The sequence below is a fragment of the Nocardioides conyzicola genome, assembly GCF_039543825.1.
GTDB lineage: Bacteria > Actinomycetota > Actinomycetes > Propionibacteriales > Nocardioidaceae > Nocardioides > Nocardioides conyzicola.
Genome location: NZ_BAABKM010000002.1, coordinates 245,348 through 270,275, shown reverse-complemented (window position 1 = coordinate 270,275; position 24,928 = coordinate 245,348). Strand labels below are relative to the sequence as shown.

Annotated in this window: 32 protein-coding genes; 12 read left to right on the top strand and 20 right to left on the bottom strand. The window is 72.3% G+C overall.

Going from position 1 to position 24,928, the window contains the following annotated elements; translation table 11 throughout:
- Positions 1-21: 21 nt before the first annotated feature.
- Positions 22-552, bottom strand: coding sequence for an AMIN-like domain-containing (lipo)protein (locus ABEA34_RS04300; RefSeq protein WP_345519603.1), 531 nt, complete (start codon positions 550-552; stop codon positions 22-24).
- 74 nt (positions 553-626) lie between these two features.
- On the opposite strand from ABEA34_RS04300, the gene pdxR reads away from it, so the two are divergent.
- Positions 627-2,057: a MocR-like pyridoxine biosynthesis transcription factor PdxR gene (pdxR, locus tag ABEA34_RS04295; RefSeq protein ID WP_345519602.1), complete on the top strand. Its 1,431-nt coding sequence runs from the start codon at positions 627-629 to the stop codon at positions 2,055-2,057.
- On the opposite strand, the gene ABEA34_RS04290 is transcribed toward pdxR, so the two are convergent.
- Both ABEA34_RS04290 and ABEA34_RS04285 read right to left on the bottom strand, forming a co-directional pair.
- Complete coding sequence (locus ABEA34_RS04290; RefSeq protein WP_345519600.1) at positions 1,999-3,306, bottom strand: APC family permease; 1,308 nt, start codon at positions 3,304-3,306, stop codon at positions 1,999-2,001. The genes pdxR and ABEA34_RS04290 overlap by 59 nt on opposite strands.
- A gap of 67 nt (positions 3,307-3,373) precedes the next feature.
- On the bottom strand, positions 3,374-3,772 hold the full coding sequence (locus ABEA34_RS04285; RefSeq protein ID WP_345519598.1) for an FAD synthase family protein: 399 nt from the start codon (positions 3,770-3,772) through the stop codon (positions 3,374-3,376).
- A 46-nt stretch (positions 3,773-3,818) separates the two neighbouring features.
- Here ABEA34_RS04285 and ABEA34_RS04280 point away from each other — a divergent pair, with 46 nt between their 5' ends.
- Positions 3,819-5,096 (top strand): DUF445 domain-containing protein, encoded by a 1,278-nt coding sequence (locus ABEA34_RS04280; protein WP_345519596.1) that lies wholly within the window; start codon positions 3,819-3,821, stop codon positions 5,094-5,096.
- A 92-nt stretch (positions 5,097-5,188) separates the two neighbouring features.
- Positions 5,189-5,434: an RNA-binding S4 domain-containing protein gene (locus ABEA34_RS04275; protein WP_345519594.1), complete on the top strand. Its 246-nt coding sequence runs from the start codon at positions 5,189-5,191 to the stop codon at positions 5,432-5,434.
- Between the two features lies 1 nt (position 5,435).
- Here ABEA34_RS04275 and ABEA34_RS04270 read toward each other — a convergent pair whose 3' ends face one another.
- A complete protein-coding gene (locus ABEA34_RS04270; RefSeq protein WP_345519593.1) occupies positions 5,436-5,804 on the bottom strand; it encodes an FKBP-type peptidyl-prolyl cis-trans isomerase in 369 nt (122 codons plus the stop codon).
- Between the two features lie 105 nt (positions 5,805-5,909).
- Here ABEA34_RS04270 and ABEA34_RS04265 point away from each other — a divergent pair, with 105 nt between their 5' ends.
- Positions 5,910-6,947 (top strand): PP2C family protein-serine/threonine phosphatase, encoded by a 1,038-nt coding sequence (locus ABEA34_RS04265; RefSeq protein WP_345519592.1) that lies wholly within the window; start codon positions 5,910-5,912, stop codon positions 6,945-6,947.
- A gap of 4 nt (positions 6,948-6,951) precedes the next feature.
- Here ABEA34_RS04265 and ABEA34_RS04260 read toward each other — a convergent pair whose 3' ends face one another.
- Positions 6,952-7,383, bottom strand: a complete 432-nt coding sequence (locus ABEA34_RS04260; protein ID WP_345519591.1) for a CBS domain-containing protein — start codon at positions 7,381-7,383, stop codon at positions 6,952-6,954.
- Positions 7,384-7,422: 39 nt separating this feature from the next.
- Positions 7,423-8,298 carry a histidinol-phosphatase gene (gene hisN / locus ABEA34_RS04255; RefSeq protein WP_345519590.1) on the bottom strand — a complete coding sequence of 292 codons (876 nt, stop codon included), beginning with the start codon at positions 8,296-8,298 and terminating at the stop codon, positions 7,423-7,425.
- 41 nt (positions 8,299-8,339) lie between these two features.
- Between hisN and ABEA34_RS04250 the strand changes: the two genes are divergently transcribed.
- Positions 8,340-8,771, top strand: a complete 432-nt coding sequence (locus ABEA34_RS04250) for a DUF2231 domain-containing protein (protein WP_345519588.1) — start codon at positions 8,340-8,342, stop codon at positions 8,769-8,771.
- Here the strand turns inward: ABEA34_RS04250 and rsgA are convergent.
- The 4 genes from rsgA to ABEA34_RS04230 are packed head-to-tail and all read right to left on the bottom strand — an operon-like array spanning position 8,768 to position 12,931.
- Positions 8,768-9,757, bottom strand: a complete 990-nt coding sequence (gene rsgA, locus ABEA34_RS04245) for a ribosome small subunit-dependent GTPase A (protein ID WP_345519586.1) — start codon at positions 9,755-9,757, stop codon at positions 8,768-8,770. The two genes, ABEA34_RS04250 and rsgA, sit on opposite strands and share 4 nt — an antisense overlap.
- Positions 9,754-11,022, bottom strand: a complete 1,269-nt coding sequence (aroA, locus tag ABEA34_RS04240; RefSeq protein ID WP_345519584.1) for a 3-phosphoshikimate 1-carboxyvinyltransferase — start codon at positions 11,020-11,022, stop codon at positions 9,754-9,756. The genes rsgA and aroA overlap by 4 nt, the downstream gene beginning before the upstream one ends.
- Before the next feature lie 28 nt (positions 11,023-11,050).
- Entirely contained in the window at positions 11,051-11,575 is a 525-nt protein-coding gene (locus tag ABEA34_RS04235; RefSeq protein WP_345519582.1) for a DoxX family protein, read from the bottom strand.
- Between the two features lie 9 nt (positions 11,576-11,584).
- Positions 11,585-12,931 carry a sigma-70 family RNA polymerase sigma factor gene (locus ABEA34_RS04230; RefSeq protein WP_345519580.1) on the bottom strand — a complete coding sequence of 449 codons (1,347 nt, stop codon included), beginning with the start codon at positions 12,929-12,931 and terminating at the stop codon, positions 11,585-11,587.
- A 184-nt stretch (positions 12,932-13,115) separates the two neighbouring features.
- Here ABEA34_RS04230 and ABEA34_RS04225 point away from each other — a divergent pair, with 184 nt between their 5' ends.
- The 5 genes from ABEA34_RS04225 (at position 13,116) to rsrA (ending at position 16,174) form a co-directional block, all read left to right on the top strand.
- Positions 13,116-13,778 carry a hypothetical protein gene (locus tag ABEA34_RS04225; RefSeq protein ID WP_345519578.1) on the top strand — a complete coding sequence of 221 codons (663 nt, stop codon included), beginning with the start codon at positions 13,116-13,118 and terminating at the stop codon, positions 13,776-13,778.
- 19 nt (positions 13,779-13,797) lie between these two features.
- A complete protein-coding gene (locus ABEA34_RS04220; RefSeq protein WP_345519576.1) occupies positions 13,798-14,538 on the top strand; it encodes an SOS response-associated peptidase in 741 nt (246 codons plus the stop codon).
- A complete protein-coding gene (locus ABEA34_RS04215) occupies positions 14,535-15,179 on the top strand; it encodes an alpha/beta hydrolase family protein (RefSeq protein ID WP_345519574.1) in 645 nt (214 codons plus the stop codon). The genes ABEA34_RS04220 and ABEA34_RS04215 overlap by 4 nt, the downstream gene beginning before the upstream one ends.
- 87 nt (positions 15,180-15,266) lie before the next feature.
- Positions 15,267-15,902 (top strand): sigma-70 family RNA polymerase sigma factor, encoded by a 636-nt coding sequence (locus ABEA34_RS04210; RefSeq protein ID WP_345519572.1) that lies wholly within the window; start codon positions 15,267-15,269, stop codon positions 15,900-15,902.
- A complete protein-coding gene (gene rsrA / locus ABEA34_RS04205) occupies positions 15,899-16,174 on the top strand; it encodes a mycothiol system anti-sigma-R factor (RefSeq protein ID WP_345519570.1) in 276 nt (91 codons plus the stop codon). Before ABEA34_RS04210 ends, rsrA begins: the two co-directional genes overlap by 4 nt.
- A 65-nt stretch (positions 16,175-16,239) precedes the next feature.
- Here rsrA and ABEA34_RS24125 read toward each other — a convergent pair whose 3' ends face one another.
- From ABEA34_RS24125 to ABEA34_RS04185, 5 genes are all read right to left on the bottom strand, one after another.
- A complete protein-coding gene (locus ABEA34_RS24125; RefSeq protein ID WP_371863162.1) occupies positions 16,240-16,314 on the bottom strand; it encodes a 50S ribosomal protein bL37 in 75 nt (24 codons plus the stop codon).
- Between the two features lie 170 nt (positions 16,315-16,484).
- The gene (locus ABEA34_RS04200) at positions 16,485-16,844 is read right to left on the bottom strand and encodes a thioesterase family protein (RefSeq protein ID WP_345519569.1); all 360 of its coding nucleotides are present in this window, start codon (positions 16,842-16,844) and stop codon (positions 16,485-16,487) included.
- Positions 16,844-17,344 (bottom strand): GNAT family N-acetyltransferase, encoded by a 501-nt coding sequence (locus ABEA34_RS04195; protein WP_345519568.1) that lies wholly within the window; start codon positions 17,342-17,344, stop codon positions 16,844-16,846. Before ABEA34_RS04195 ends, ABEA34_RS04200 begins: the two co-directional genes overlap by 1 nt.
- Complete coding sequence (locus ABEA34_RS04190; protein ID WP_345519567.1) at positions 17,337-18,995, bottom strand: acetolactate synthase; 1,659 nt, start codon at positions 18,993-18,995, stop codon at positions 17,337-17,339. The genes ABEA34_RS04195 and ABEA34_RS04190 overlap by 8 nt, the downstream gene beginning before the upstream one ends.
- 9 nt (positions 18,996-19,004) lie before the next feature.
- The gene (locus tag ABEA34_RS04185) at positions 19,005-19,856 is read right to left on the bottom strand and encodes a DUF2785 domain-containing protein (RefSeq protein ID WP_345519565.1); all 852 of its coding nucleotides are present in this window, start codon (positions 19,854-19,856) and stop codon (positions 19,005-19,007) included.
- 68 nt (positions 19,857-19,924) lie between these two features.
- Here ABEA34_RS04185 and ABEA34_RS04180 point away from each other — a divergent pair, with 68 nt between their 5' ends.
- The gene (locus ABEA34_RS04180; RefSeq protein WP_345519563.1) at positions 19,925-21,400 is read left to right on the top strand and encodes a sensor histidine kinase; all 1,476 of its coding nucleotides are present in this window, start codon (positions 19,925-19,927) and stop codon (positions 21,398-21,400) included.
- 6 nt (positions 21,401-21,406) lie between these two features.
- Here the strand turns inward: ABEA34_RS04180 and ABEA34_RS04175 are convergent, their stop codons facing one another.
- On the bottom strand, positions 21,407-21,658 hold the full coding sequence (locus ABEA34_RS04175) for a WhiB family transcriptional regulator (RefSeq protein ID WP_297753441.1): 252 nt from the start codon (positions 21,656-21,658) through the stop codon (positions 21,407-21,409).
- 223 nt (positions 21,659-21,881) lie between these two features.
- Here ABEA34_RS04175 and ABEA34_RS04170 point away from each other — a divergent pair, with 223 nt between their 5' ends.
- On the top strand, positions 21,882-22,283 hold the full coding sequence (locus ABEA34_RS04170; RefSeq protein WP_345519558.1) for a hypothetical protein: 402 nt from the start codon (positions 21,882-21,884) through the stop codon (positions 22,281-22,283).
- Between the two features lie 5 nt (positions 22,284-22,288).
- On the opposite strand, the gene ABEA34_RS04165 is transcribed toward ABEA34_RS04170, so the two are convergent.
- The 4 genes from ABEA34_RS04165 to ABEA34_RS04150 form a co-directional block, all read right to left on the bottom strand.
- Complete coding sequence (locus ABEA34_RS04165) at positions 22,289-23,092, bottom strand: RNA polymerase sigma factor SigF (protein ID WP_345519556.1); 804 nt, start codon at positions 23,090-23,092, stop codon at positions 22,289-22,291.
- 1 nt (position 23,093) lies between these two features.
- Positions 23,094-23,531, bottom strand: a complete 438-nt coding sequence (locus ABEA34_RS04160) for an ATP-binding protein (protein ID WP_345519554.1) — start codon at positions 23,529-23,531, stop codon at positions 23,094-23,096.
- Positions 23,532-23,694: 163 nt separating this feature from the next.
- A complete protein-coding gene (locus tag ABEA34_RS04155) occupies positions 23,695-24,339 on the bottom strand; it encodes a hypothetical protein (protein WP_345519552.1) in 645 nt (214 codons plus the stop codon).
- Entirely contained in the window at positions 24,336-24,869 is a 534-nt protein-coding gene (locus tag ABEA34_RS04150) for a SigE family RNA polymerase sigma factor (protein ID WP_345519550.1), read from the bottom strand. Before ABEA34_RS04150 ends, ABEA34_RS04155 begins: the two co-directional genes overlap by 4 nt.
- Positions 24,870-24,928 lie beyond the last annotated feature (59 nt).

Below are 24,928 nucleotides of genomic sequence, written 5' to 3'. Positions count from 1 at the left end.
CTTCATCCCGCCGCTGGTTCCTCACCGGTCGGCGACGTCCACGACCACCCGGGTGGGATCGGTGAGCGCGAAGACGCGGAACGGCCGCTGGGCGCCCGCCAGGCGGACGTACGCCTGCTGCTCGCCCTCGAAGACGCCGCCGGGTGCGATCTCGACGATCCCGGAGCCGTCGGCGCCGGGGACGCGCGTGCTGTCGTCGCCGTACGGCACGACGCCGGTGTCGGGCGGGAGGCCGAGCCCGCGCAGGTTGACGGAGAGGTACGTCGTGCCGCGCAGCGTCACCGGGTTGCCCGAGCCCTCGTAGACGGGGTGGGCGGTGTACTCCGCCCGCCAGCCGGGCGTCCCGGTGCCGCCGAGCTCGAAGACGATGCGGTCGAAGTCGGACTCGTGCGTGGTGCGTACGCCGGTCAGGGCGAGCCCGTTGCCCGAGCCGTGGCCGCCGTCGTCGGGCCCGGTGCCGGCCGCGAAGGGCGGCGCGCTCCCGTCGCTCCCGCCGCACCCGGCCAGCAGGGCGAGGGTGAGCAGGGCGGGAGCTGCCGCGTAGGTGCGCATGCAGGTGAGGACGCGCAGGCACCCGGGACGGTTGTCCAGCACCGCTGTCGGTGGCCTCTGGGAGAGTCTGCCTCGTGGACCTGGCGGTGGACCTGAGCGAGCGTGGGGACCGGGCGAGCGCGATCTACCGCGCGCTGCTGGAGGCGGTGCGGGTCGGCCGGCTCACGCCCGGCGACCGGCTCCCCCCGACGCGCGCGCTGGCGCAGGACCTGGGGGTCTCGCGCAACACCGTCGCGCAGGCCTACGAGCGGCTCGTCGCCGAGGGGTTCTTCCAGTCGCGGGTGGGCGCCGGCACCTTCGTCGCCGACCTGGCGACGCCTGCGCCGAGGGCGGGGCGGGCCGGCGTGCTCACACCACGGGCCGGCTGGACCTACGTGCCGACCCAGGTCAGCGGCCAGAGCGCGGCGCCGGCGTACGACTTCCGGGTCGGCATCCCCGACGCGTCCCTCTTCCCCTTCGACGCGTGGCGCCGTCTGCTCAACGCCGAGGTGCGGGCGGGTGCGCACAGCCCCGGCACGTACGCCGCGCCGGGCGGCCACCCCGAGCTCCGGTCCGCGATCGCGCGCTGCATCGGCCTCAACCGCGGTGTGACCGCCGACGCCGACGACATCGTGGTCACCCACGGCACCCAGCAGGCGCTCGACCTGATCGCGCGGGTGCTGGTCGCACCGGGCGACGTCGTGGTCGTCGAGGACCCGGGCTACCCCCAGGCCCGGGAGGTCTTCGCCTCGCACGGCGCGCGGGTCGTCCCCGTCCGGGTCGACGACGAGGGGCTGGTCGTCGACGAGGTGCCCGCCGAGGCGCGGGTGGTCTACACGACGCCGTCGCACCAGTTCCCCCACGGCCCGCCCCTCTCGCGGCGTCGCCGCGAGGCGCTGCTCGACCTGGCCGACCGGCAGGGCATCGCGATCGTCGAGGACGACTACGACAGCGAGTTCCGGTTCGTCGAGGGGCCGCTCGAGACCCTCCACGCGCTCGACCGGCACGGCCGCGTGCTCTACCTCGGCACCTACTCCAAGACCCTGGTCCCCGCGCTGAGGGCGGGGTACGTCGTCGTGCCCCCGTCGTTGCGGGACGCGTTGCGTGGCGCGCGTCAGCTCGCCGACGGCTACGGCGACCCCGCCGGCGAGGCGGCCCTGGCCCGGTTCATCGCCGACGGCCTGTTCGCGACCCACGTCAAGCGCGCCCGCGCGGTGTACGCCGAGCGCCGCGACCTGCTGCGCACCGAGCTCGACCGGCAGCTCGGCGACGTGCTGACCGTGGTGCCGTCGGCTGCCGGGCTGCACCTGACCGCGGTGTTCGCCGACCCGACGGTCGACGACGGGGCGGTCGCCCGGGCCTGCCGTGCGGACGGCGTCGCGCTCGACGCGCTCTCGGCGTACGCCGTCGGTCCCGGCAGGCGGGTGGGCCTGGTGCTGGGCTACGGGGCGCTGCGCCCGGCGTCGATCACGCCGGGGTTGGCGCTGGTGGCTCGACACGTCGCGCGTCGCGCGCCATCCAGATGAGGGCGGCCACCCCGACGACGAGCTGCGGGAGCAGGTTCTTGCCCATCAGGCCGAGCAGCAGCAACGAGGACGCGAAGGCGACCATCGCGCCGCGGCGCACCCACGTGCCGCGCGGCAGCAGCCGCAACGCGGCCGCCGTGCCGACGACGTAGACCAGCGCGAAAGCCCCCGTCACCAGCAGCATGGTCCGCTCGATCGCGACCCCGGTCAGCGCGACGCCGAGCAGGGTGAGCAGCGAACCGGCGGTGACGACGGCCAGCGACCGGCGCGGGACCTCCCCGGCCGTCGAGCCACGGGCGAACCACCCCGGGAGCGAGCCGTCGCGGCCCAGCGCGGCGCCGAGCCGGGCGCTGCCGGCGAAGTAGGCGTTCATCGCGCCGAGCGAGAGCAGCACCGCGACCACGGTGGTCACCGCCCGCGCCGGCTCGCCGAAGCCCAGCACCAGCAGGTCGGAGAGCGGCGCGTTGCTGCTGTCGTCACCGAGCACCGCCACGGTCGCGAACGCGACGCCGAGGTACATCACGCCCATCACGACCAGGGCGATCGCGGTGGCACGGGTGATGTCGCGCGCGGGGTTGCGGTACTCCGACGACAGCGACGTCACGACCTCCCACCCGGCGAACGCCCAGATCAGCAGCGCCATGGCCGGCGCGATCGCGGACCAGCCGTGGGGCGCGAACGGCGTCAGGTTGGCGGTGCTCGCGTGGGGGAGCGAGACCAGGGTGGCCACCATCAGCAGCGCGGCGAGCGCGGCGGCGATGACCAGCTGGACGCGGCCGGAGATCCGGATGCCGTACCAGTTCATGATCGCAACGGTGCCGATCAGCACCCCGGACGTGAGCAGCTGGGTCTGCCGGCCGCCCCCGAGGCTGTCGGCGACGTACGCACCGGCGAAGCCCGCGGCCGCCGGGGCGCCCAGCGGGATCGCGAAGTAGAAGCACCAGCCGGTCACGGTGGCGGCGCGGCTGCCGAAGGCGCGGCGGGCGTACGTCGCGACGCCGCCGCCGTCGGGGTACCGGGCGCCCAGGGCGGCGAAGGTCGTCGCCAGCGGTATCGACAGCAGGACCAGCACCAGCCAGGCCACCAGCGAGGCCGGCCCGGCCTCCTGGGCGGCCAGCCCGGGCAGGGAGATCACGCCGGTGCCGAGGACGGCCCCGAGGGTCAGCGCCGCGCCCTGCGAGACGCCGAGCCCCCCGTGGGTGACGGGGTCGTCGGCGGTGATCGGGTCGGGGGTCAGCGAGGTGGTCACGTGGGCCAACGTAGGGCCGCCGGGACGGCCCGCGCTGGGCCATTTCGGGGCGGTCTGGATGGGCCGCTCAGCTGCCGGCCGAGATCTTCTCGATCAGGGCCGTCGTGGAGATCGCCGGGGTGCGGGTCAGGTAGACGACCTCGCAGATGTCGCGGAACTCGTCGAACCGGCCCTCCCAGTCGTCGCCCATGACGAGCACGTCGGCGCCGTACTGCTGGATGTACTCGCGCTTGAGCTCCAGGCTCTCCTCGACGAACACCTCGTCGACCGCCTTCAGCGCGGCCACGATCGCGAGCCGCTCCGACTGGCTGAAGACGGGCTCGCGGCCCTTCTTGCGCATGTTCAGCTCGTCAGCGGATACCCCGACGACCAGGCGGTCGCCGAGCGCTGCGGCGCGCTCGATCACCTTGAGATGTCCGACGTGGAAGACGTCGAACGTGCCGAAGGTGATGACCGTGCGAGACATGCCGAGAAGTCTGTCACGACCGGACGTGGGGAAGGATGGCGGGGACATGGCTTCCACCTTGACGATGATCACGCCCGATCCCGAGGCCGACGTACGCCGTCGGCAGGGTCTGCGACGGATGCGCTCGCTCGCCGTGGGGCTGCTGCTGCTCGCCGCCGTCGTGTACGTCGTGACCCTGGTGGTCGAGGGGGGCCAGGACGGGTTCTGGGGCTTCGTGAACGCCGGCGCGGAGGCATCGATGGTCGGTGCGATCGCGGACTGGTTCGCGGTCACCGCGCTCTTCAAGCACCCGCTCGGCCTGCCCATCCCGCACACGGCACTCATCCCGAAGCGCAAGGACGAGCTGGGACGGTCGTTGGAGGAGTTCGTAGGGGAGAACTTCCTCCAGGAGGCGATCATCCGCGAGCGCGTGAGCTCGGCGACGATCTCGCTGCGGGTGGGCCGCTGGCTCGCCGTGCCCGAGCACGCACGCAGGGCCGTCGACGAGGTCGCGGAGGTCGTCGGGGACGCGCTGGGCCGGATCCGCGAGGACCACGTCGAGGAGCTGGTGCGCGACGTGCTGGTGCCGCGCTTCCACGCCGAGCCGATCTCGCCGCTGATCGGCAGCCTGCTCGAGGAGACGGTCCGCGACGACCTGCACCACGGGCTCGTGGACCTCGCCCTCGACGAGCTGCACGGGTGGCTGGTGGCCAACCCCGAGGTCGTGGCCGAGATCCTGGGGGAGCGGGCCCCCTGGTGGGCGCCGACCCGCCTCAACGACGCCGTCATCACCCGGCTGCACCGCGAGCTGGTCGCCTGGGTCGACGACATCCGCGACGAGCCGCGCCACCACGCCCGGGTCGCGCTCGACTCGATGCTGGCCAAGCTCGCCGACGACCTCCTGCACGACCCGGACACCCAGCAGCGCACCGAACGGCTCAAGGCCCGACTGCTCGACCAGCCGCAGGTCGTCGCCTCCGGCGTCTCGCTCTGGAACGCCCTGCGGAGCAGCCTCCAGGCGTCTCTCGCCGACGCGGACGGCCCGCTCCGCACCCGGCTGGTCGCCGAGACGACCGCCTTCGCCGAGCGCGTCGTCGCGGACCCCGCCCTCCGCGCGCGCTTCGACGGCCTCGCCGCGGACGCCGCCGTCTACGCGGTGGAGCGCTACGGCAGCGAGGTGACCGCCATCATCACCGCCACCGTCGACCGCTGGGACGGCAAGGAGGCCTCCCGCCGGATCGAGCTCCAGGTCGGCCGCGACCTCCAGTTCATCCGGATCAACGGCACCATCGTGGGTGGCCTGGTCGGCGTGCTCATCCACACGGTGTCGGTGCTGATCAGCTGAGCGGTCATCGTCGAGTGACGCGGATCGGCCCTCCAGGAGCTGTCCTGAGGGCCGTTTCACGTCACTCGACGGTTGCGGAGCACAATGACCGCATGTCCGAGCCGTACGACGTAGCCATCCGCGACCAGTCGATCCGGCTGGGTCAGTTCCTCAAGCTCGCCAACCTGGTGGAGAGCGGGGCCGAGGCCAAGCCGGTGATCCAGGACGGGCAGGTGACCGTCAACGGCGAGGTCGAGACCCGCCGGGGGCGTCAGCTCGTGATGGGTGACGTGGTCACCCTCGGCCCGCAGTCCGCGCGCGTCGCCGACGAGAGCGCGGACGACGGGCTGCCCTGGTAGGTCAGCCGACCGACAGCAGGTCCACGACGAAGATCAGCGTCTCGCCGGGCTTGATGACGCCGCCCGCGCCGCGGTCGCCGTACCCGAGGTGCGGGGGGATGACGAGCTGGCGGCGGCCGCCGACCTTCATGCCCTGCACGCCCTGGTCCCAGCCGGCGATGACCTGGCCGGCGCCGAGGCGGAACTGCAGCGGGGTGCCGCGGTTGTACGACGCGTCGAACTCCTCACCGGTGGAGTGCGCGACGCCCACGTAGTGCACGGAGACGGTCGAGCCGGCGGCGGCCTCGTCGCCCCCGCCCTCGGTGATCTCGGTGACCACGAGGTCGGCGGGCGGTTCGAAGTCGGGGAAGTCGATCTCGGGCTTGTCCATGGCGTCCACCCTAGCCAAGGTCCGGCCTCACCCGATCGGGTGTACTGGCTCACAGGGATGGGGATAACCCGTTCGCCGCGACACCGGTGCTGACAGACTTCCGGGGTGAACCCCCTCCCACGCTCGGGCCGTCTGGATCTCGGGCTCGTCAGCGGCTTCAGCGTGCTGGCGGCGCTCTCCTTCATCTCGGTCTCGTGGGACATCCAGCTGACGACCGCGATGGTCGCCGCGCCGATCGTCGCCTCGTTCATGACCCGGGCCGACCGCACCGGGCTCGTCGCCCTGGTCGCCGTGGCCATCTCGGCGCTCGGCGGGACCTGGCTCGGCGTGCCGTACACGTTCGACTACTGGTTCCGGGTCAGCATCTGCGCGACGCTCGCGGGTCTCGCGGTGCTGTCCGCCCTGCTGCGCGACCGCCGCGAGGCGCGGCTGCAGCGGATGACCGTGATCGCCGAGACCGCGCAGCGGGCGGTGCTGCGCTCGATGCCGAGCGCCATCGGCGCGCTGGGGCTCGCCGCACGCTACGTCTCGGCCAGCGCCGAGGCGCTGGTCGGCGGCGACCTCTACGAGGTCGCGGCCACGCCGTACGGCGTGCGCGTGATCGTCGGCGACGTGCGTGGCAAGGGCCTGGAGGCGGTGCAGACCGCGGCCACCGTGCTCGGCGCCTTCCGGGCGGCGGCCTTCTCCGAGCCCGACCCGGTCGCGCTCGCGAAGCGCATCGACGAGACGCTGTCGCGGATGCTCGGCGCCGAGGAGTTCGTGACCGCGATCGTCGGCGAGTTCCAGGAGGACCGCGTGACCCTCGCCAACTGCGGCCACCACCCGCCGATCATGGTCGACGGCGGCGGTGCCTCGGAGATGGACACCGGCGAGCCCACCGTGCCCCTGGGCATGGGCTCCGAGCCGGTACTCAGCGAGCACGCGTGGCCCGCGGGTGCCCGGATGCTCTTCTTCACCGACGGCCTGGTCGAGGCGCGGGACCGCAGCGGCGAGTTCTTCCCGCTCGACGACTTCGCCGACGAGCTCGGCGAGGGCACCGTCGAGGAGGCCCTCGACGCCCTGGTCGCCCACCTGCTGGCCTACGCCGGCCAGGAGATGAACGACGACATGGCGCTCGTCCTCGCGGAGAGCGCGCCCCAGTAGCAGCTCAGGTCTGGCGCACGTAGCTGTCGAGCTGGTCGCGCTCGAACTCCAGCTGGTCGATGCGGTGCTTGACCACGTCGCCGATGCTGATGATCCCGACCAGCTGACCGTCGTGGACCACCGGCACGTGCCGGATCCGGCGCTGGGTCATGGTCTTCATCAGCTCGTCGACTTCTGCGTCCGGGTCGCAGGTCTCCACCGCCGCGGTCATGATCGCGGCGACCGTGTTGTTGACAACGGTGCCGTCGTTGTGGAGGTGGCGGACGACGTCCCGCTCGCTGACGATCCCGTCGAGCGTGGAGCCGTCGGAGCTCACGATCAGGGCGCCGACGTTGTGCTCGGCGAGCTTGGCCACCAGCTCGCGCACCCCGGCGTCGGGAGTGATCGTCACGACCTCGTGACTGGTCTTGGCGTTGAGCACGTCACCGATGCGCATGCTTCGACGGTAGCCGTGACGGGGCTCACATGTAAGGGGTCAGTCGCGCCGGTGCGACCGCAGGTCGGAGACCGAGCCCGGCCCCTGGCGACGCGAGTCGGGGTCGTCGTCGTCATCGGGCAGCGAGCCGAGGAACGACAGCGCCGCCTCGTGCAGGTGCCCGTTGGACGCGAGCGCGTTGCCGCCGAAGGGCCCGTCGGTGCCGTCCAGCGAGCTGAACCGGCCGCCCGCCTCGCGCACGATGATGTCGAGCGCCGCCATGTCGTAGACCTGCAGCTCCGGCTCGGCGGCGAGGTCGACGGCCCCTTCGGCGAGCAGCATGTAGGACCAGAAGTCGCCGTACGCCCGGGTGCGCCAGCAGCGCCGCATCAGCGACTCGAAGTCGTCGAGCCGGTCCCGCTCGTCCCAGCCGGACAGCGAGGAGTAGGACAGTGAGGCGTCCTCGAGCCGGCGTACGTCGGAGACCTGGCAGCGCGTCGCCTTGAGCAGCGAGCGGCCGGTCCACGCGCCGTTGCCCTTCGACGCCCACCACCGGCGCTGCAGCAGCGGTGCGGAGACGACGCCGAGCACGACCTCGTCGTCGACCGCGAGCGAGATCAGGGTGGCCCAGACGGGCACGCCGCGGACGAAGTTCTTGGTGCCGTCGATCGGGTCGATGATCCACCGCCGCTGGCTGTGCCCGGTCGAGCCCTGCTCCTCGCCGGTGATCGCGTCGCGGGAGCGGGCCCGGGAGAGGGTGCGGCGGATGCTCTCCTCGACCGCCTGGTCGGCGTCGGTGACGGGCGTCAGGTCCGGCTTGCTCATCACGTGCAGGTCGAGCGCCTTGAACCGGCTCTCCGAGATCGAGTCGGCGTCGTCGGCCAGGACGTGGGCGAGGCGCAGGTCGTCGGTGTAGTCCGTGGAAGTCGTCGGCACGGGCTCACACTATTCTCATCAACCTGGTGCAACCTTCACCTATGGAGATCAACGGACTTCCGTTGCACCCGTTGGTGGTGCACGCAGCGGTCATCTTCGGCCCGATCGCAGCCCTCGTCGCGCTGGCGTTCCTGGTGCCCCGGTGGCGGCTGAAGCTCCGGTGGCCGATGGTCGGCTTGGCCGTGGTCGCGACCCTGTCGATCGTCGCGGCCTACCTCACCGGCGACAACTTCCTCGAGCACAAGCCCGAGCTGCGCTCCAGCCCGCAGGTCCAGACGCACGAGGACCGGGCCGGTCAGCTGCTCTGGGTGACGATCGCGTTCGGCGTGATCGCCCTGGCGGCCGGCTGGTTCGCCACCCGCACGGGTGCGCTCCGGATCGTGCTCGACCTGCTGCTCGCGGTCGCCGCGGTCGCCACGCTGGTGCTGGTCTTCCTCACCGGCGAGGCCGGCGCCCGGGCCGTCTGGGGCTAGTAGAGAGGTTCGCTCCGGGCCGCCAGCAGGCGCCGGAACGACTCGACCCGCAGCGGGTCCGCCGTACCTGCCGCCACCGCCTCGTCGAGCCCGCACTCCGGCTCGTCGCTGCCGTGGGTGCAGCCGCGCGGGCAGTCCTCGGTCATCTCGTCGAGGTCGGGGAAGGCCTCGATCAGCTTCTCGGGCTGCACGTGCGCGAGCCCGAACGACCGGATGCCCGGGGTGTCGATGATCCACCCGGCGTCGTCCGGGAGAGCGAGCATGAAGGCCGACGTCGACGTGTGCCGCCCGCGGCCGGTGACCGCGTTGACGACGCCGACGTCGCGGTAGGCGGTCGGCACCAGCGCGTTGACCAGGGTGGACTTGCCGACCCCGCTCGAGCCGACGAGCACGCTGATCCTGCCGTCCAGCGCCGCGCGCACCGCGGTCAGGTCGCCGCCGCGCTCGGTCACCACCCACGGCACCCCGAGCGAGCGGTAGGTGACCAGCAGGGTCTCGGGGTCGGCCAGGTCGGCCTTGGTCAGGCACAGCAGGGGCTGCATCCCGGCGTCGTACGCCGCGACGAGGGCGCGGTCGATCAGCCGCGGCTGGGGGTCGGGATCGGCGAGAGCGGTGACGATGACCAGCTGGTCGGCGTTGGAGACGATCACCCGCTCGACCGGGTCGTCGTCGTCGGCCGTACGCCGCAGCGTGGTGACGCGCTCGTGCACCTCCACGATCCGCGCCAGCGAGCCGTCGTCCCCGGTGGTGTCACCGACGACCCGGACCCGGTCACCGACGACGACCCCCTTGCGGCCGAGCGGCCGCGCCTTCATCGCCATCACCTTGTGGCCGTCGAGGAGCAGCGTGTAGCGGCCCCGGTCGACGGTGACGACGACCCCGTCGACGGCGTCGTCGTAGGTGGGGCGGTCCTTGGTGCGGGGGCGGGTACGCCGGCGGGGACGGTCGTAGTGCTCGATGTCCTGGTCGGAGTACCGGTTCGTCATGGGACGACGAGCCCCGACCAGAAGCCCGCGAAGTCGGGGAACGTCTTGCCGGTCGTGGCGATGTTCTCCACGAGCACCCCGTCGACCGCGGCACCGACGATGACGCCCGCGTGGGCCATCCGGTGGTCGGCGTACGTGTGGAAGACCCCGCCGTGCAGCGGAGCGGGCCGCAGGCTCAGCCCGTCGGCGTGCTCGGTGACGTCGGCGCCGAGGGCGCCGAGCTCGGCGGCGAGGGCGGCGAGCCGATCGGTCTCGTGCCCGCGGATGTGGCCGATGCCGCGCAGGTGCGACGGTGAGTCGGCGAGCGCGCAGAGGGCGGCGATCGCGGGAGTGAGCTCGCCGACGTCGTGCAGGTCGACGTCGATGCCGTGCAGGCTCCCCGGGCCCGTGACCCGCAGGCCCTCGTCGACGAGCTCGACGGTGCAGCCCATCTCGGTGAGGATCCCGCGCAGCGCGTCACCGGCCTGGGTCGTCGCGTGCGGCCAGTCGCGCACCGTCACGGACCCGCCGGACACCGCGGCCAGGGCGAGGAAGGGCGCCGCGTTGGAGAGGTCGGGCTCGATGACGTGGTCGATCGCCTTGATCGGACCAGGAGCCACCCGCCAGCGGTTCGCATCCCCGTCGTCGACCTCGACGCCGTGCTCGCGCAGCATCGCGATCGTCATCTCGATGTGGGGGAGCGACGGCACCGGCTTGCCGTCGTGGCGCACGTCGACGCCCGCGTCGTAGCGGGCGCCGGCCAGCAGCAGCGCGGAGATGAACTGCGACGACCCGCTCGCGTCGACGACCACCACGCCGCCGGGCACGGAGCCGGTGCCGTGCACGTAGAAGGGGAGGGTGTCGCCGTCGATCGAGACGCCCAGGTCGCGCAGCGCGTTGAGCACCTGGCCGATCGGGCGCTGCCGCATGTGCTCGTCACCGTCGAAGGACACCGAGCCGCGCGCGAGCGCTGCGACCGGGGGCACGAACCGCATCACGGTGCCGGCCAGGCCGCAGTCGACGACCGCGTCCCGGTCGAAGACGCCGGGTGTCACGAGCCAGTCCTCGCCCGACGTGTCGACCGTCGAGCCGAGCGAGGTCAGCGCCGCGGCCATCAGGGAGGTGTCGCGCGAGCGGAGCGCCCGCCGTACGACGGAGGGTCCGTCGGCGACCGCCGCCAAGATCAGCGCGCGGTTGGTGATCGACTTGCTGCCGGGCAGCGTGACGACGACGTCCACGGGCTGCGTCACCCGCGGCGCGGGCCACGGTTCGAGGGGGTTCGTCACGCGCGACAGCCTAGTGGCGGCCGAGCGGTCAGCCGATCCGCGCCCGAGCCAGCTTGGCCTCGCGACGGGCGTCGTGGGCCAGCCGCTTGGCCTCGCGGCGCGCGTCGCGTACGCCGTGCCGGGCCCGCCAGGCGACGCCGGGCTTCCCGTCGGTGTCGCCCGCGGCGATGATCAGGCCGCCGACGACCGACAGGTTCTTGAAGAAGTGCAGTCGCTGCTGGGTGCGCTGGGCCGGGTCCTCGATCTCCCAGAACCGGTGTCCGGCGGCGGTGGTCGGGATCAGGGACGCGACGAGCACGGCTGCCGAGATCCGCGGAGCGCGGCCGGTGGCCAGCGCCAGGCCGGCGCCGATCTGGACGGCGGCGTTGATCTTGACCAGGGTCTCGGGGTCCTCCGGCAGCGGGATGCCGGCCTTCTTGGCGAGCGGCACGAGGCGGGAGGTGACCGGGTCGGCCTTCGCGGCCGTGCCGGAGGAGTTCTTGAGGGCGGTGGCGGCGCCGACGACGAAGATCGACGCGAGCATCGGGCGGGCGATGAGTCTGCTGACGGTCATGCCTCGTGTTTACCCCAACGGGGGCAATGGCACTCCCACGGTGGTGTGCGGCACCACCGGGACGCCTCCCAGCCCGAGGCCGAGCCCGACGGCGACGCCGTCCGGGCCGACCGAGACGTCGGCGCTCAGGTCGACGAGCGGCGGCGTGGACGGCTGCTCCGTCGGCGGCCGGCTCGGCTCGGCCGTGGGCGGGGTCGTCGGGTGACCGCCGCCGGTCGGTCCCGCCGAGGGGCGGGTGGACGGCTCCGACGAGGGTGCGGGCGCGGACGCACCGGTCCGCGGCGTCGCGGCCGGGGCGTCCTCGGCCGCAGGACCGGCGCCGCGACGATCGCGGTGGAGCGGGCGGTCCCGACCGGGTGCGACGGACGGCGTGCCCGCGCCGGCCGGACCGCTGAGGGCCGGGGTGTCCTCGGCGCTCGGACTGCCGTCGCGGTCCTGGTTGAAGGTCATCACCGACGCGGCCACGACCGCAGCCGCCGCGACGCCGGCGACGGCCGCCGTCGGGCCGTGCGCGAGCACGGCGTCGCGAGCCCGGCCGAGGAGCAGCGCCAGCCCGGTGGCGCTGACGCTGCCGGTCGAGGCGACGTACGCCGCCGCGGCGCTGCCCAGGAGCAGCGGCGCGAGCACGGCGCGGAGGTTGGAGTTGACCTCGGTGAGCTCGAGGTAGAGAGCGGTGCACGCGCGGCACTCCTGCAGGTGCTGCTCGACCCGGGCCGCGTCACGCCGGGAGAGACCGCCGCGCACGTAGGCGCCCAGCTCGGCGCGGGTGCGCTCGCAGGTGTCGTCCTCGTTGTCGGCGGCGTGCATCGACAGGTAGGCCTGGCGGAGCCCCTCGCGGGCCCGGTAGGCGAGCGCGGACACCGCGTTGGGGGTCATCCCGAGCAGCGGGGCGACCTCCGCGGGCTTCTGCTCCTCGACCTCGGTGTGCCACAGCACGAGCTGCCAGCGCTCCGGGAGCGAGGCGAAGGCCCGCGCGGCCGCGGCGCTCTCGAAGCCCTCGACGGCGGTGTCGCGGAAGGGGACGCCGGGGTCGAACGGGGTGAGGTCGTCGGTCGTGTGCAGGCGGGCCGTCGAGCGGATCCGGTCGACGTGCAGCCGGCGTACGGCGGTCAGGAGGTAGGCGCGGAAGGCGAGGTCGGGACCACCGCCGCGCTGGAGGACCCCGAGCACCTTGGTGAACGCCTCGGACACCAGGTCGTCGACGTCCGGGCCGGGGACGAGCTGCCGGCCGAGCCGCCGCGCGGCGTCCACGTGGCGGGCGAAGAGCTCGCCGTACGACGCGACGTCTCCCGCGCGCACGGCCGAGATGAGTTCGGCATCGCTGCGCTCGTCGAGGGTCGAGACGGAGGGGCCCACGCAGGCTCAACGCGCCAGCGCGCGAAAGGCGACGAAATCTTTTTCGAGATTCGCGTCATGGCCCGGTACGCACGCCGTCCCATCGCCGGCAGACCGAAACCTTGGGGGAGCCACCGTGGACTGGAACGCGACGCGCAAGCGAAGCACGACCACGGGCGATCCCGAAGCAGGACGGGAGCTGTCCTTGGAGCTACGAGCGGCCCTGCCGCCACGCTTCGAGGCAGTGGGGGAGGTCCTTGCTTCGGGATCGGTTTCGGTCGCCGCCTGCGAGGTGCTGGGCGGCGTGCTCGCCCGCGACGGCGTCTCGCTCGCCGAGGCGCTCGACGACCTCGCCACCACCTGGCGCCTGGTCCGGGGCGCCGAGCCCGACCACGCCGAGGTCCGCGCGCTCGCGGTGGCGTGGAGCGACGCGACCCTGGGCTACCTGCACAACGTGTCGTGCACCGACCCGCTGACCGGGCTGGCCAGCCTCGCCCACCTGCGCACCTGCCTCGGCGATCTCTTCCGCGCCGGCCCGGTCCACGAGACGCACGCCCTGGTCGTGGTCGCGGCCGACGCGGCCCGCGACGCCGAGCAGCTCGGTGAGCCGCTCGCCCGGGCGATGGAGGACGCCCAGGTCGGAGCGACGGTCCGGGGCGTCTTCCCGGGCAGCGAGACCATCGGGCACATCGCCCCCGGCCGTCTGGTCGTGCTCGCGGAGCGCGACGCGCGCCTGCTGCGCCGCGTCGACCTGCTGACGCGGATGCTCGAGCGCGCCGGGCCGCCCCGGCCGCGGGTGTGGATCGAGGGCCTGCCCGACTCCGACCGGTCGGCCGCTCTCCTGCTCGACGAGCTCACCCGTCTGTAGCCGCCTCTAGAGTGACCGCATGTGCGGCCGCTACGCGTCGAGCAGACGCCCCGAGGACCTCGTCGACGAGTTCGACATCGTCGAGAGCCGGATCCAGGACGCCCTCGACGCCGACTACAACGTGGCGCCGACCAAAGAGGTGTACGCCGTCGTCGAGCGGCCGCCCTCCAAGGACAGCCCGGAGCCACCGGAGCGCCAGCTCCGCGTCCTCACCTGGGGCCTGATCCCGGCCTGGGCGAAGGAGCCGTCGATCGGCAACCGGATGATCAACGCTCGGATGGAGACCGTCGCCGAGAAGCCGGCGTACAAGCGGGCCTTCGCGAAGCGGCGCTGCCTGCTCCCTGCTGACGGCTACTTCGAGTGGTACCCGACGCAGGAGCTCACCGCATCCGGCAAGCCGCGCAAGCAGCCGTTCTTCATCCGCCCGCAGGACCACGGGATCCTGGCGATGGCCGGGCTCTACGAGATCTGGCGCGACCCCGACAAGGCCGAGGACGACCCGGACCGGTTCCGGTGGACGTGCACCGTGATCACCACCGAGGCCGAGGACTCGGTCGGCCACATCCACGACCGGATGCCACTGATGGTCGAGCGCGACCGCTGGGACGCGTGGCTGGACCCGCGCCACGGCGGGGACGTCGAGCTGCTGGTCCCGGCGGCCCCGGGCAGGCTCGAGGCCTACCCGGTCTCGACGCTGGTCAGCAACGTCCGCAACAACGGCCCGGAGCTGCTCGAACCGCTGCGCCTGGAGGACTCGTGAGTGCCCTGGAGCGCCGCATCGCCACCCCGCACGGCGAGGCCCGCCTCGTCGTACGCCGGGCCCGCGGCGCGGTCGCCACCCTGCTGCTCAGCCACGGTGCGGGCGGCGGCATCGACAGCCGCGACCTCGCCGCGCTCGCCACCGACCTGCCCCGCAACGGCGTGACCGTCGTGCTCCTCGAGCAGCCGTGGAGGCTGGCCGGCCGCAAGGTCGCCACCCCGCCCGCCACCCTCGACGCCGGCCTCGTGGCGGCCGCCAACGCCCTGAAGACCCGGACCCCGCTGGTCGTCGGCGGCCGGTCGGCGGGTGCCCGGTCCGCGGCGCGCTGCGCCAAGCAGCTCGGCTCCTCGGGGTGCCTGGCGCTGGCCTTCCCGCTGCACCCGCCGGGCAAGCCGGAGAAGTCGCGGCTCCACGAGCTGCGGGACGCCCGGGTGCCGACCCTGGTCGTCCAGGGAGAGCGGGACCCGTTCGGCCGGCCCGAGGAGTTCCCGGCCGATCTGGACCTGGCCGTCGTACCCGCCGCCGACCACGGCTTCACGACTCCGGCCCGGGCCGGGCTCACCGAGGCGGAGGCGATGGGGATCATCGTCGAGTCCACGCTCGAGTGGATTCTGCGTGAGGTCACGGGGACCGGCGGGTAGCGGCAGCGGGAATGACCGGCGCGTGTGTCGCGTTCCATGAGCATGCAGGCACTGCTCGAACGCCCCACGGGGCTACTCTGGGAAGCGATGACCGACCCTGCCGAGACGACCCCTGAGGTCGTCGACATCGAGACCGAGACCGAGGCCGACCGTTCGGCCCGCTTCGAGCGGGACGCGCTGCCGTTCCTCGACCAGCTCTACAGCGCCGCGATGCGGATGACCCGCAACCCGTCCGACGCCGAGGACCTGGTCCAGGAGACGTTCGCCAAGGCGTACTCCTCCTTCCACCAGTTCCGGCCCGGCACCAACCTCAAGGCCTGGCTCTACCGGATCCTGACCAACACCTTCATCAACAACTACCGCAAGAAGCAGCGGCAGCCGCAGCAGTCGATGTCCGAGGACGTCGAGGACTGGCAGCTGCACCGCGCCGAGACCCACGCCTCGACGGGCCTGCGGTCGGCCGAGACCGAGGCGCTCGAGCACCTGCCCGACTCCGAGGTCAAGGACGCCCTGCAGCGGCTCCCCGAGGAGTTCCGGCTCGCGGTCTACCTCGCCGACGTCGAGGGCTTCGCCTACAAGGAGATCGCCGAGATCATGGACACCCCGATCGGCACCGTCATGTCCCGGTTGCACCGGGGCCGGCGCCAGTTGCGCGACCTGCTCTCGGACTACGTCCGCGACAACGACCTCCTCACCGTCGGCCGCGACGGGGGCAAGTCATGAACCACGAGCACGGCACCGACCCGTCCGCCAGCGACTGCGCCGAGTTCCTCGACCGCATCGTCTACTTCATCGACAACGAGCTCGACGAGGCCGACTGCTCCGCGGTCCGGGTCCACCTCGACAGCTGCAACCCGTGCCTGGAGAAGTACGACCTGCAGCGCACCGTGAAGTCCGTCGTGGCCCGGTCGTGCGCCGAGGTGGCGCCCGACGACCTGCGCCAGCGGGTGCTCTTCAAGATCCGCGCCGTACAGGTGCAGATCCGCGAGGGATAGCTCCTCGGCGTACCGACGAAAGAACCCCCGAACCGACGGTTCGGGGGTTCTGTCATGTGGTGCGCTCAGGCGTTGGGACGCTTGCCGTGGTTGGCAGCCTTCTTCTTGCGAGCGCGACGCTTGCGGCCGGTCTTGCCCATGGTTTTCCTCCTGATCGAAACGAATCGGCCCGGAGGCCAAGGGTCATCCTCTCAAACGTGGGTCCAGGTGGGAAATCGACCTGACTCCTCGGGCACTTCATCAACTTCTGTGGCCGTGCAGTGACGCAGGAGTTCAGGGATACCCGGTTAACCGGGTATCCCTGGCCCGCTCACAGCCGCCCCAGGAACCGCTCGCCGTCGACGACCAGCCGGGTGATCTCGCCGGTGCCGACGACCTTGCCGCCGATGTTGCGCGCGGCGACGGTGAAGCGGTGCAGGCGCCCGTCGACGTACGTCGCCGACGCGGTGACCTCGACCTCCTGGCCGACCTTGCTCGCGGCGAGGTGCTCGAGCTCGACGCGGGTGCCGACGCTCGTGGAGCCGGCGGGCAGGGTCGGGTCGATCGCGGCGCAGGTCGCCGCCTCGCACCACGCGAGCAGCCGGGGGGTGCCGAGCACCGGCAGGCTGCCGGAGCCGACGGCGATCGCGGTGTCGTCGTCGGCGACGGTGAAGGTCAGGGTGGCGTCCACTACAGGTCCTTCGCGTAGGCGATGAGGTCGACACCCGGCTGCGGGGACCAGTCCCGCTCGGGGATGCGGTGGTAGCCGAGGCGCTCGTAGATCCGGTGCGCCGAGCTCATGCTCGCGAGGCTCGAGAGCACGATGCTGCGGAAGCCGAGCTCGCGGAAGCGGTCGAGGACCAGCCGGGCGAGCGCGTCGCCGACGCCCATCCGTCGGGCGTCGGGGGAGACCGCGAGCATCCGGAACTCGCCCTCGCCGTCCCGGCCGATCTCCCGCCACGGCGAGTCCGGCAGGGCGATCGTCACGCTGCCCCGGACGACGCCGTCCACCTCGGCCACCCACAGCTCCGCCTCGCGGTCGCGCCGGGCGGCGTCGCGCAGCAGCGTGACGTAGCGGTCGTCGGGGCCGTCGGTGAACTCGGCGTACGCCGCGACCGTGATCTCGCCGACCGCCTCGAGGTCCTCCGGCCGGGCCCGCCGCACGACCGGCCCGTCGTGCGGCTCAGACACCGAAGCTGGCGCGCGGGTAGACGGCCTCGACGTCGGTGACGATGTTGACCAGGTAGGGCACCCCCGAGGCGAACGCGCGGTCGAGGGCGGCGCCGATCTGCCGCGGGTCGGTGACGGTCTCGCCGCCGCCTCCCAGCGCGCGCACCACCCCGTCGTACGACGTGCTGGGGGAGAGGTCGGCGATCACGTCGTAGCCGTAGAGCATCTGCATGGGCCCCTTCTCCAGGCCCCAGGCGGAGTTGTTGCCCATCACCATCACGACCGGCAGCCGGTGGCGCACCAGCGTGTCGACGTCCATCAGCGAGAAGCCGGCGGCGCCGTCGCCGAGCAGCAGCACGACCTGCGAGGAGGGCCGCGCGATCCGGGCGGCGATCGCCGCACCGAGTCCCGCGCCCAGGCAGCCGTAGGGGCCGGGGTCGAGCCAGCCGCCGGGCCGCTTCGGCTCGACGAACTTGCCCGCGAAGCTGACGAAGTCGCCGCCGTCACCGATCACGACCGCGTCGTCGGCCAGCCGCGGCAGCAGCTCGCCGTAGATCCGGGCCGGGTGGATCGGGTCGGCCTCGGCGCCGAGTAGCGCGGCGTCGCGGGTGACGGCGGCGGACACGGCGGCCTGCAGGTCACCCACCCACCCGGACCAGTCCGGTCGGTGCGCGGCGCCCTGGATCCCGGTGAGCAGGCCGTCGAGGACCGAGGTCAGGTCGCCGTACGCCGAGGCGGCGAGCTCGGCGTGCCCGGAGACCTGGCCGGCGGAGTCGGCCACATGCACCACCTGGGCAGGCGTGGCACCGTCCTTGCCGCCGAAGACGCCGTACCCGAGCCGGAAGTCCAGCGGGGTGCCGACGACGACGACCAGGTCGGCGCCGCCGAGGGCGGTGCTGCGGGCCTTGGTCACGAGCAGCGGGTGGCCGCCCGGCACGATGCCGCGGCCCATGCCGTTGGTGATGGTGGGGACGCCGACCGCCTCGACGAAGCGGAGCGCCGCCTCCTCCGCGTGGTCGGCCCACACGTCGGTGCCGAGGATCAGGACCGGTCGGCTGGCGCCGGCGAGCAGCGCCGCGATCCGCGCGACGGCGTCGGGGTCGGGGTCGGCACCCCGCACGGGGCCGACCTCCGGCACCGGGCCGGTGGCGCTGTTGAAGAGCTCGTCCATCGGCACGTCCACGAAGACCGGGCCGCGGTGGGACGACCGGGCCGTCACGAAGGCCTCGTCCATCCCGGCGAGGACCTCGCCGGCCGTCGGGATGGTCCGGGCGAGCTTGGAGACCGGCGCGAAGATCGGCGGCTGGTCGAGCTCCTGCAGGGCGCCGGTGCCCCAGCGGCCCTGCGGGGCGCGGCCTCCGACGACGACCATCGGCGAGCCGGCGAACTGCGCCTGCGCCACCGCGCTCAGCCCGTTGGTGACGCCCGGTCCGGCGGTGAGCACGGCGAGACCGGGCACCCGGGTCAGCTTGCCCGTGGCCTCGGCGGCGAAGGCGGCCGTCTGCTCGTGGCGTACGTCGAGCAGCGTGACCGGCTCGGCGGCCTTGACCGCCCCGTCGTAGAGCGGGAAGACGTGCGCACCGGAGAGCGTGAAGAGGGTGTCGACGCCGTGGGCCTGCGCCACCGCGATCGCCAGCTCGCCGGCGTGGCCGGTCAGGTCGTTGTCGGGCATGCCCGCAGGTTACTCACCCGTAGTGACCAGGTAGGCGTGGTTGGTGCTCTTCAGCGCCTCCACCACCACGAGCAGGAGGTCGGAGCGCACCTGCGGCGGTCGGCTGCCCAGCGAGAGCTGCAGGTAGAGCGCCCGGAGGAAGGCCTCGGCGTTGCCGCCGGCGAGGTAGGGGTCGCGGTCGTCGTACGACGAGCGGATGCCGGCCGACGAGGCGATCCGGGCGATCCAGGGCTCGAGGACGCGCAGCGGGACGATGTTGCGGCGGAGGATGGCGACGGTGGCGAACGCCAGCCGGTCGCCCTCGCCGCTGCTGAAGAGCCGGTCGACCGGCAGCAGCAGGCGGTCGGCGATCACGTCCAGCAGGACCGTGAGCTCGGGGGTGGCCAGGTGGGGGGAGCGGGCCAGGATCGCGATCGTGTCGGCCCCGTGCGAGACGGCGTGCGCCCATCCCTTGCCGGGGACGTAGCCGCGCAGGTCGCGCTCGCGCAGGAGCCAGGTCGTCAGCCGGTCGCCCCACTCCAGGATCCGGCTGCCCGGCAGCAGTGGCCGCACGTTGTCGCGGGCGATGCACTCGCCGAGCACGAGGGCCGAGAAGCTGCGGCGGAAGACCGTGTCGGTGTCGCGCTCGCCGATGCCGACGAGCAGCCCGCTGGCCATCCCGTCGCCCAGGCCGACGAGCAGGTCGTCGTACACGCCACGCTCGATCCAGGTCATCAGGGCGGGGTACGCCGTACCGTCGCGCAGGGCCGGATCGGGGTCCCCGAGCATGCGGGTGAGCTCCGCGGTCAGCTCGTCGAGCGGGCGGTCGGAGGGGACCGCGAGACCCTCGGCATGCACCTGCCGCCAGTATGACCCGGACATGGAGGCCATCCTGCCAAAGCCTGGTCTGACGTCCAGTGGGGGTCCCCGTGCGCCCTAGTGTTGGCCGTGTGCCCTCCTTGACCGACCTCGTGCGCAGCCACACGGAGCTCGACGCGGACGACGTCGCGTGGCTCCAGCTGCTCCAGGCGGACTGGCAGATCATCGCGGACCTGTCCTTCGCCGACCTGGTCCTGTGGCTCCCGGACCGGGAGGGCAAGGGCTTCTGGGCGGCCGGTCAGATGCGTCCGACGACCGGTCCGACGGCGTACGTCGACGACGTGATCGGCACCTTCGTGCCCGTCGGTCGCCGGCCCCTGATCGACGCGGCGTACGCCGAGGGTCGGCTGGTCCGCGAGGGTGACCCGGAGTGGCGCGACGACGTGCCGGTGCGGGTCGAGACGATCCCCGTACGGCGGGCCGGGCGGGTGATCGCGGTCGTCGCGCGCAACACCAACCTGCTCGGCGTACGCACCCCGAGCCGCCTGGAGCTCTCCTACCTGCAGTCCGCCGCCGACCTGACCCAGATGATCGCGCACGGGTACTTCCCGGCCGCCGGGCAGCGCAGCGACCACGCCGACACCCCGCGCGTCGGCGACGGGTTCCTCCGCGTCGACGCGGCCGGTCGCGTCGTCTACGCCAGCCCCAACGGGCTGTCGGTCTTCCGCCGGCTGGGCCACTCGGGCGACCTGACCGGGCTGTCCCTGGCCGACACGACCCGCGAGCTGGTGCCGCCCCGGCGACGGCCCGACGAGGAGACGCTGAGCGCGGTGCTCGGCGGGCGGGCGCACCGCGACACCGAGATCGGCACGGACGGGGTGGCGCTGATCGTGCGCTCGATCCCGCTGCGGCCGCAGGGTGACCACATCGGCGCGCTGGTGCTGGTGCGCGACGTCACCGACCTGCGCCGCCGCGACCGTGAGCTGGTCACCAAGGACGCCACGATCCGGGAGATCCACCACCGGGTGAAGAACAACCTGCAGACCGTCGCCGCGCTGCTGCGGCTCCAGGCGCGCCGGATGGACAACGAGTCGGCCCGGCTCGCCCTCGAGGAGGCGGTACGACGCGTCGGGTCGATCGCGATCGTGCACGAGATCCTCAGCCAGGCGGTCGAGGAGCGCGTCGACTTCGACGAGATCATCGACCCGCTCGGGCGGATGGTCACCGAGGTGAGCGCGGTCGGCAGCCGCGTGCGGGTACGCCGTACCGGCACCTTCGGCGTGCTGCCCTCCGAGTCGGCCACGGCGCTGGCGATGGTCCTCACCGAGCTGCTCCAGAACGCGGTCGAGCACGGCTTCGACCCCGACGACGCGGACCTGACCGGCGAGATCGTGCTGACCGCGCAGCGCCTCGTCGGCCGGTTGCACGTCACGGTCGACGACGACGGGCGCGGCCTCCCGGCCGACTTCGACCTCGACGCGTCGAGCAGCCTGGGGCTGACGATCGTGCGCACGCTCGTGGAGTCCGAGCTGGGCGGCCAGCTCGAGCTGGGACCGCGTCCTGGTGGACGGGGCACCCGAGCCGGGCTCGACCTGCCGGTGGAGTGACCTCCGCTACGCGGTGCGGACCCGCGAACGGGCGTTGCGGCGCTTGAGCGCGCGGCGCTCGTCCTCGCTCAGCCCACCCCACACGCCGTGGTCCTGCCCAGCCTCCAGCGCCCACGCGAGGCACTGTTCGCGCACATCGCAGCGTCGGCACACCTGCTTGGCCTCCTCGATCTGGAGGATGGCCGGGCCGGTGTTACCGATCGGGAAGAACAGTTCCGGATCCTCGTCGAGACATGCGGAACGGTGGCGCCAATCCATGGCTGGGGGGCCTTCTTTCGATTGAGAGTCAATGAGTGGTCGGACAGTGGGCGGCTCGCGTCAGCAGCATGGGCATGACGAAACCGGCTCGTCGTCGAGCACTGCGTCCAGACTGGCAACCTTTTGACCGTTAAACAACCCCTTGACATGGTCTTGTCCGTCACAGCAGCCACACACTGGTGCTGCCGTCGGGATCGTCGCCGTGCTCTTCTAGGCTGCACCGGTGAGCCTACGCCCGACCACCAACCGCCCGGCCCCTCTCGTCGTCGCCGCGTCGCTGGTCGTGGTCGAGGGGTTGCTGCTGCTGGTCTTCGCCGTGCTCGAGATCGCGCACCTCGACGCCGACCGGGTCGCGATGGGCGCCACGACCGGCATCTTCTTCGTCGTGTACGGCGCCGGCCTGCTGGTCTGCGCCTGGTCGCTGGTGCGCGGGCAGTCCTGGGCACGGAGCCCGGTCGTCCTGACCCAGCTGATCGGGCTCGGCGTCGCCTGGAGCTTCCGGGGCGGCGACACCACCGGCGTCGCCATCGCGATCGCGGTCGTGGCCGCGCTCGTCCTGGTGGGGATCTTCCACCCGGCCAGCCTCGAGGCGCTCGCCGACGAGGACCCCGACCTCGACCGCTGACCGGTCTAGCTCTGCTCCTCCAGCGAGGTGCGCAGCTGCTCCAGGGTGCGGTTGAGCAGCCGGGAGACGTGCATCTGCGAGACGCCGATCTCCTCGGCGATCTGGGACTGCGTCATGTTCTTGAAGAAGCGCAGCAGCAGGATCTTCTTCTCGCGCGGCGCCAGGCGGTCCAGCAGCGGCTTGATCGACTCGCGGATCTCGACGTGCTCGAGACCCTCGTCATCGATCCCGATGGCGTCCAGCATGCTGGCGTTGCCGTCGTCGTCGTTGTCGCTCGCGTCCAGGGAGAGCGTCGAGTAGGCGTTGCTGGACTCGATGCCCTCGACGATCTCCTCGACCGTGCACCCGATCGTCTCGGCGAGCTCGCGCGGTGTGGGGGAGCGGCCCAGGCTCTGGGTGAGCTCGGCGCTCGCCGTACCGATCTGCATCCGCAGCTCCTGGAGCCTGCGCGGCACCCGGATCGCCCAGCCCTTGTCGCGGAAGTAGCGCTTGATCTCGCCGATGATCGTCGGGGTGGCGTACGTCGAGAACTCCACGCCGCGGTCGGTGTCGAACCGGTCGACCGACTTGATCAGTCCGATCGTGCCGACCTGGACCAGGTCCTCGAGCGGCTCGCCGCGGTTGCGGAAGCGGCGGGCGCAGTGCTCGACGAGCGGCAGGTGGAGGTGCACCAGGCTCTCGCGGGCCATGGCGCGGCTCGCCTCGGAGCCCTCCTCGTCGCGCAGCACCGCGAAGAACTCCGCACTGCGCTTCCGGGTCAGCTCGATGCCGGTGAGGGCCTCGTCCGTCCCGTCGTCCGAGATCGTCATGTCAGTGACCGGGCTCCAGGTGGGTCACCGACGACGTCATCGACAAGGTGATCGTGAACGCTGAGTCGGTCGCTTCCGCGCTGGCCGTGGTCGCCAACGTCGTCAGCACCTGCCAGGCGAAGCTGTCGTAGTCGGGCTCGATGGCGCCCTCGATGGTGCCGGAGACGCTGACCGTGAGCTCGCCGGGATCCTGGAAGAAGCTGCACAGGAGGTCGCTGTCGGGCTCGGCCTCGCCGAGGACCATCGCGCACGCCTCGCCCACCGCGATGCGGAGGTCCTCGATGTCGTCGATCGGGAAGTCCAGACGGGCGGCCAGGCCGGCCGTCGTGGTGCGCAGCACGGAGGCGTACGCCCGGTCCGCCGGCACCCGCAGCTCGACGTCGGCACGGCGTACGCCGCCCGTCGCGGTCGGGCCGGAGGTCACGCCGATCGATGCCATGTGTCGTCCTTGCGCTGTCGTCGAGGTGGGTCGGAGATCCGGTCCGGAAACAGTAGCGGGACCGGTCCTCGGGTGTGGTGGTACCCGGGGACCGGTCCCGCTAAGCGCCGGTCTGGAGCGCTCCTCACATCCGCCAGCGCGCGCAGAACCGGCGTCTCGTCCGTCAGCTGAGGCGAGCGGAGTCGAGGATCCGCGCCGCGAGCGCGGGGTCTGCACTGACAACCAGGTAGAGCTGATTGGTCTCAGGACTGTAGATACCGGAGACAGAACGACTGTTGAACGCCTGCACCCTGCTGCTCGAAAGACGTCGCACGGTGACGTCGCCTTGCGTCGCCTTTTCGTCCTGCTGGCTCACCGACGCCAGCTCCTCCCCCGTCGGGCTGGGATCGGCCGACATCTCGAAGACGATGGTCTGGTCGGGCGGCGTCCGAGAGATGCACGCATCGTCCCAGTGAGACAGCCGGACCACCGTGGATCCGGCGAGTGCGGCATCGCCGCACCGATCCTGGTCGACTCGGGGCCAGCCGTCGGTCTCGGCCAGGACGAGCATCGGCCCGGACTGTTCGGGGACGGCCGTCGTGGACCTTCCGTCGCTACCACCGGCCACGGGCTCCCTCGCATCCCTCATCGACCATCCAAGTACGGCGGCGATGCCAACCCACACCGCAAGGACCCCGGCCGCCCCGCTGACGGCGATCCGACGGCGACCGACGCGGCGTCGTGCGGTCGCGGCCATGTCGTGATCCGCCCTGATGTCGCTCACGGCGTTGCGCAGGACCTGAGCCATCCGCTCGTCGCTGATCGTCATCGGAAGTCTCCCTCGAGCGAGCTGATCCCGCGCGAGACGCGAGATCTGACGGTGCCCTCGCGGACTCCGGTCAGCGTCGCGATCTCCTGGTAGCTGAGGTCTTCGTAGTACCTGAGCACCACGGCGACTCGCTGGTCGCGCGGCAATCTCGCCAGGGCAGCAAGAATTGTCACGCGGTCCGAGATCGTTGATTCGTGGCCGGGTACGGGCGTGCTCACCATCTCCGCTGGATCGACGACGGTCACGCGCCTGTCGCGTCGCCATCGCGACACGTTCTGGTTAACGATGATGCGCCGCGCGTAGGCGTCCGGCCCTTCGAGCCGGCTCACTCGACTCCACCTCGCGTACATCCGGGTGAGCGCGTCTTGGACGAGATCCCGCGCCAGGTCGCTGTCTGCGGTGATGAGCGTGGCGAACCTCAGCAGAGCATCCTGACGAGCCCGCACCCAGTCGTCGAAGGATTCGCTCGACGACGACGCGTCGTGGGGCGCGCCTTCCGCGACCGATCCCGCTCCCACCATCAGCTCCATGCTTTGGACAACGCTTCGGGCCGCTGTCTTGTTGCGTCCATTTCGGGTCAAGAACGGCT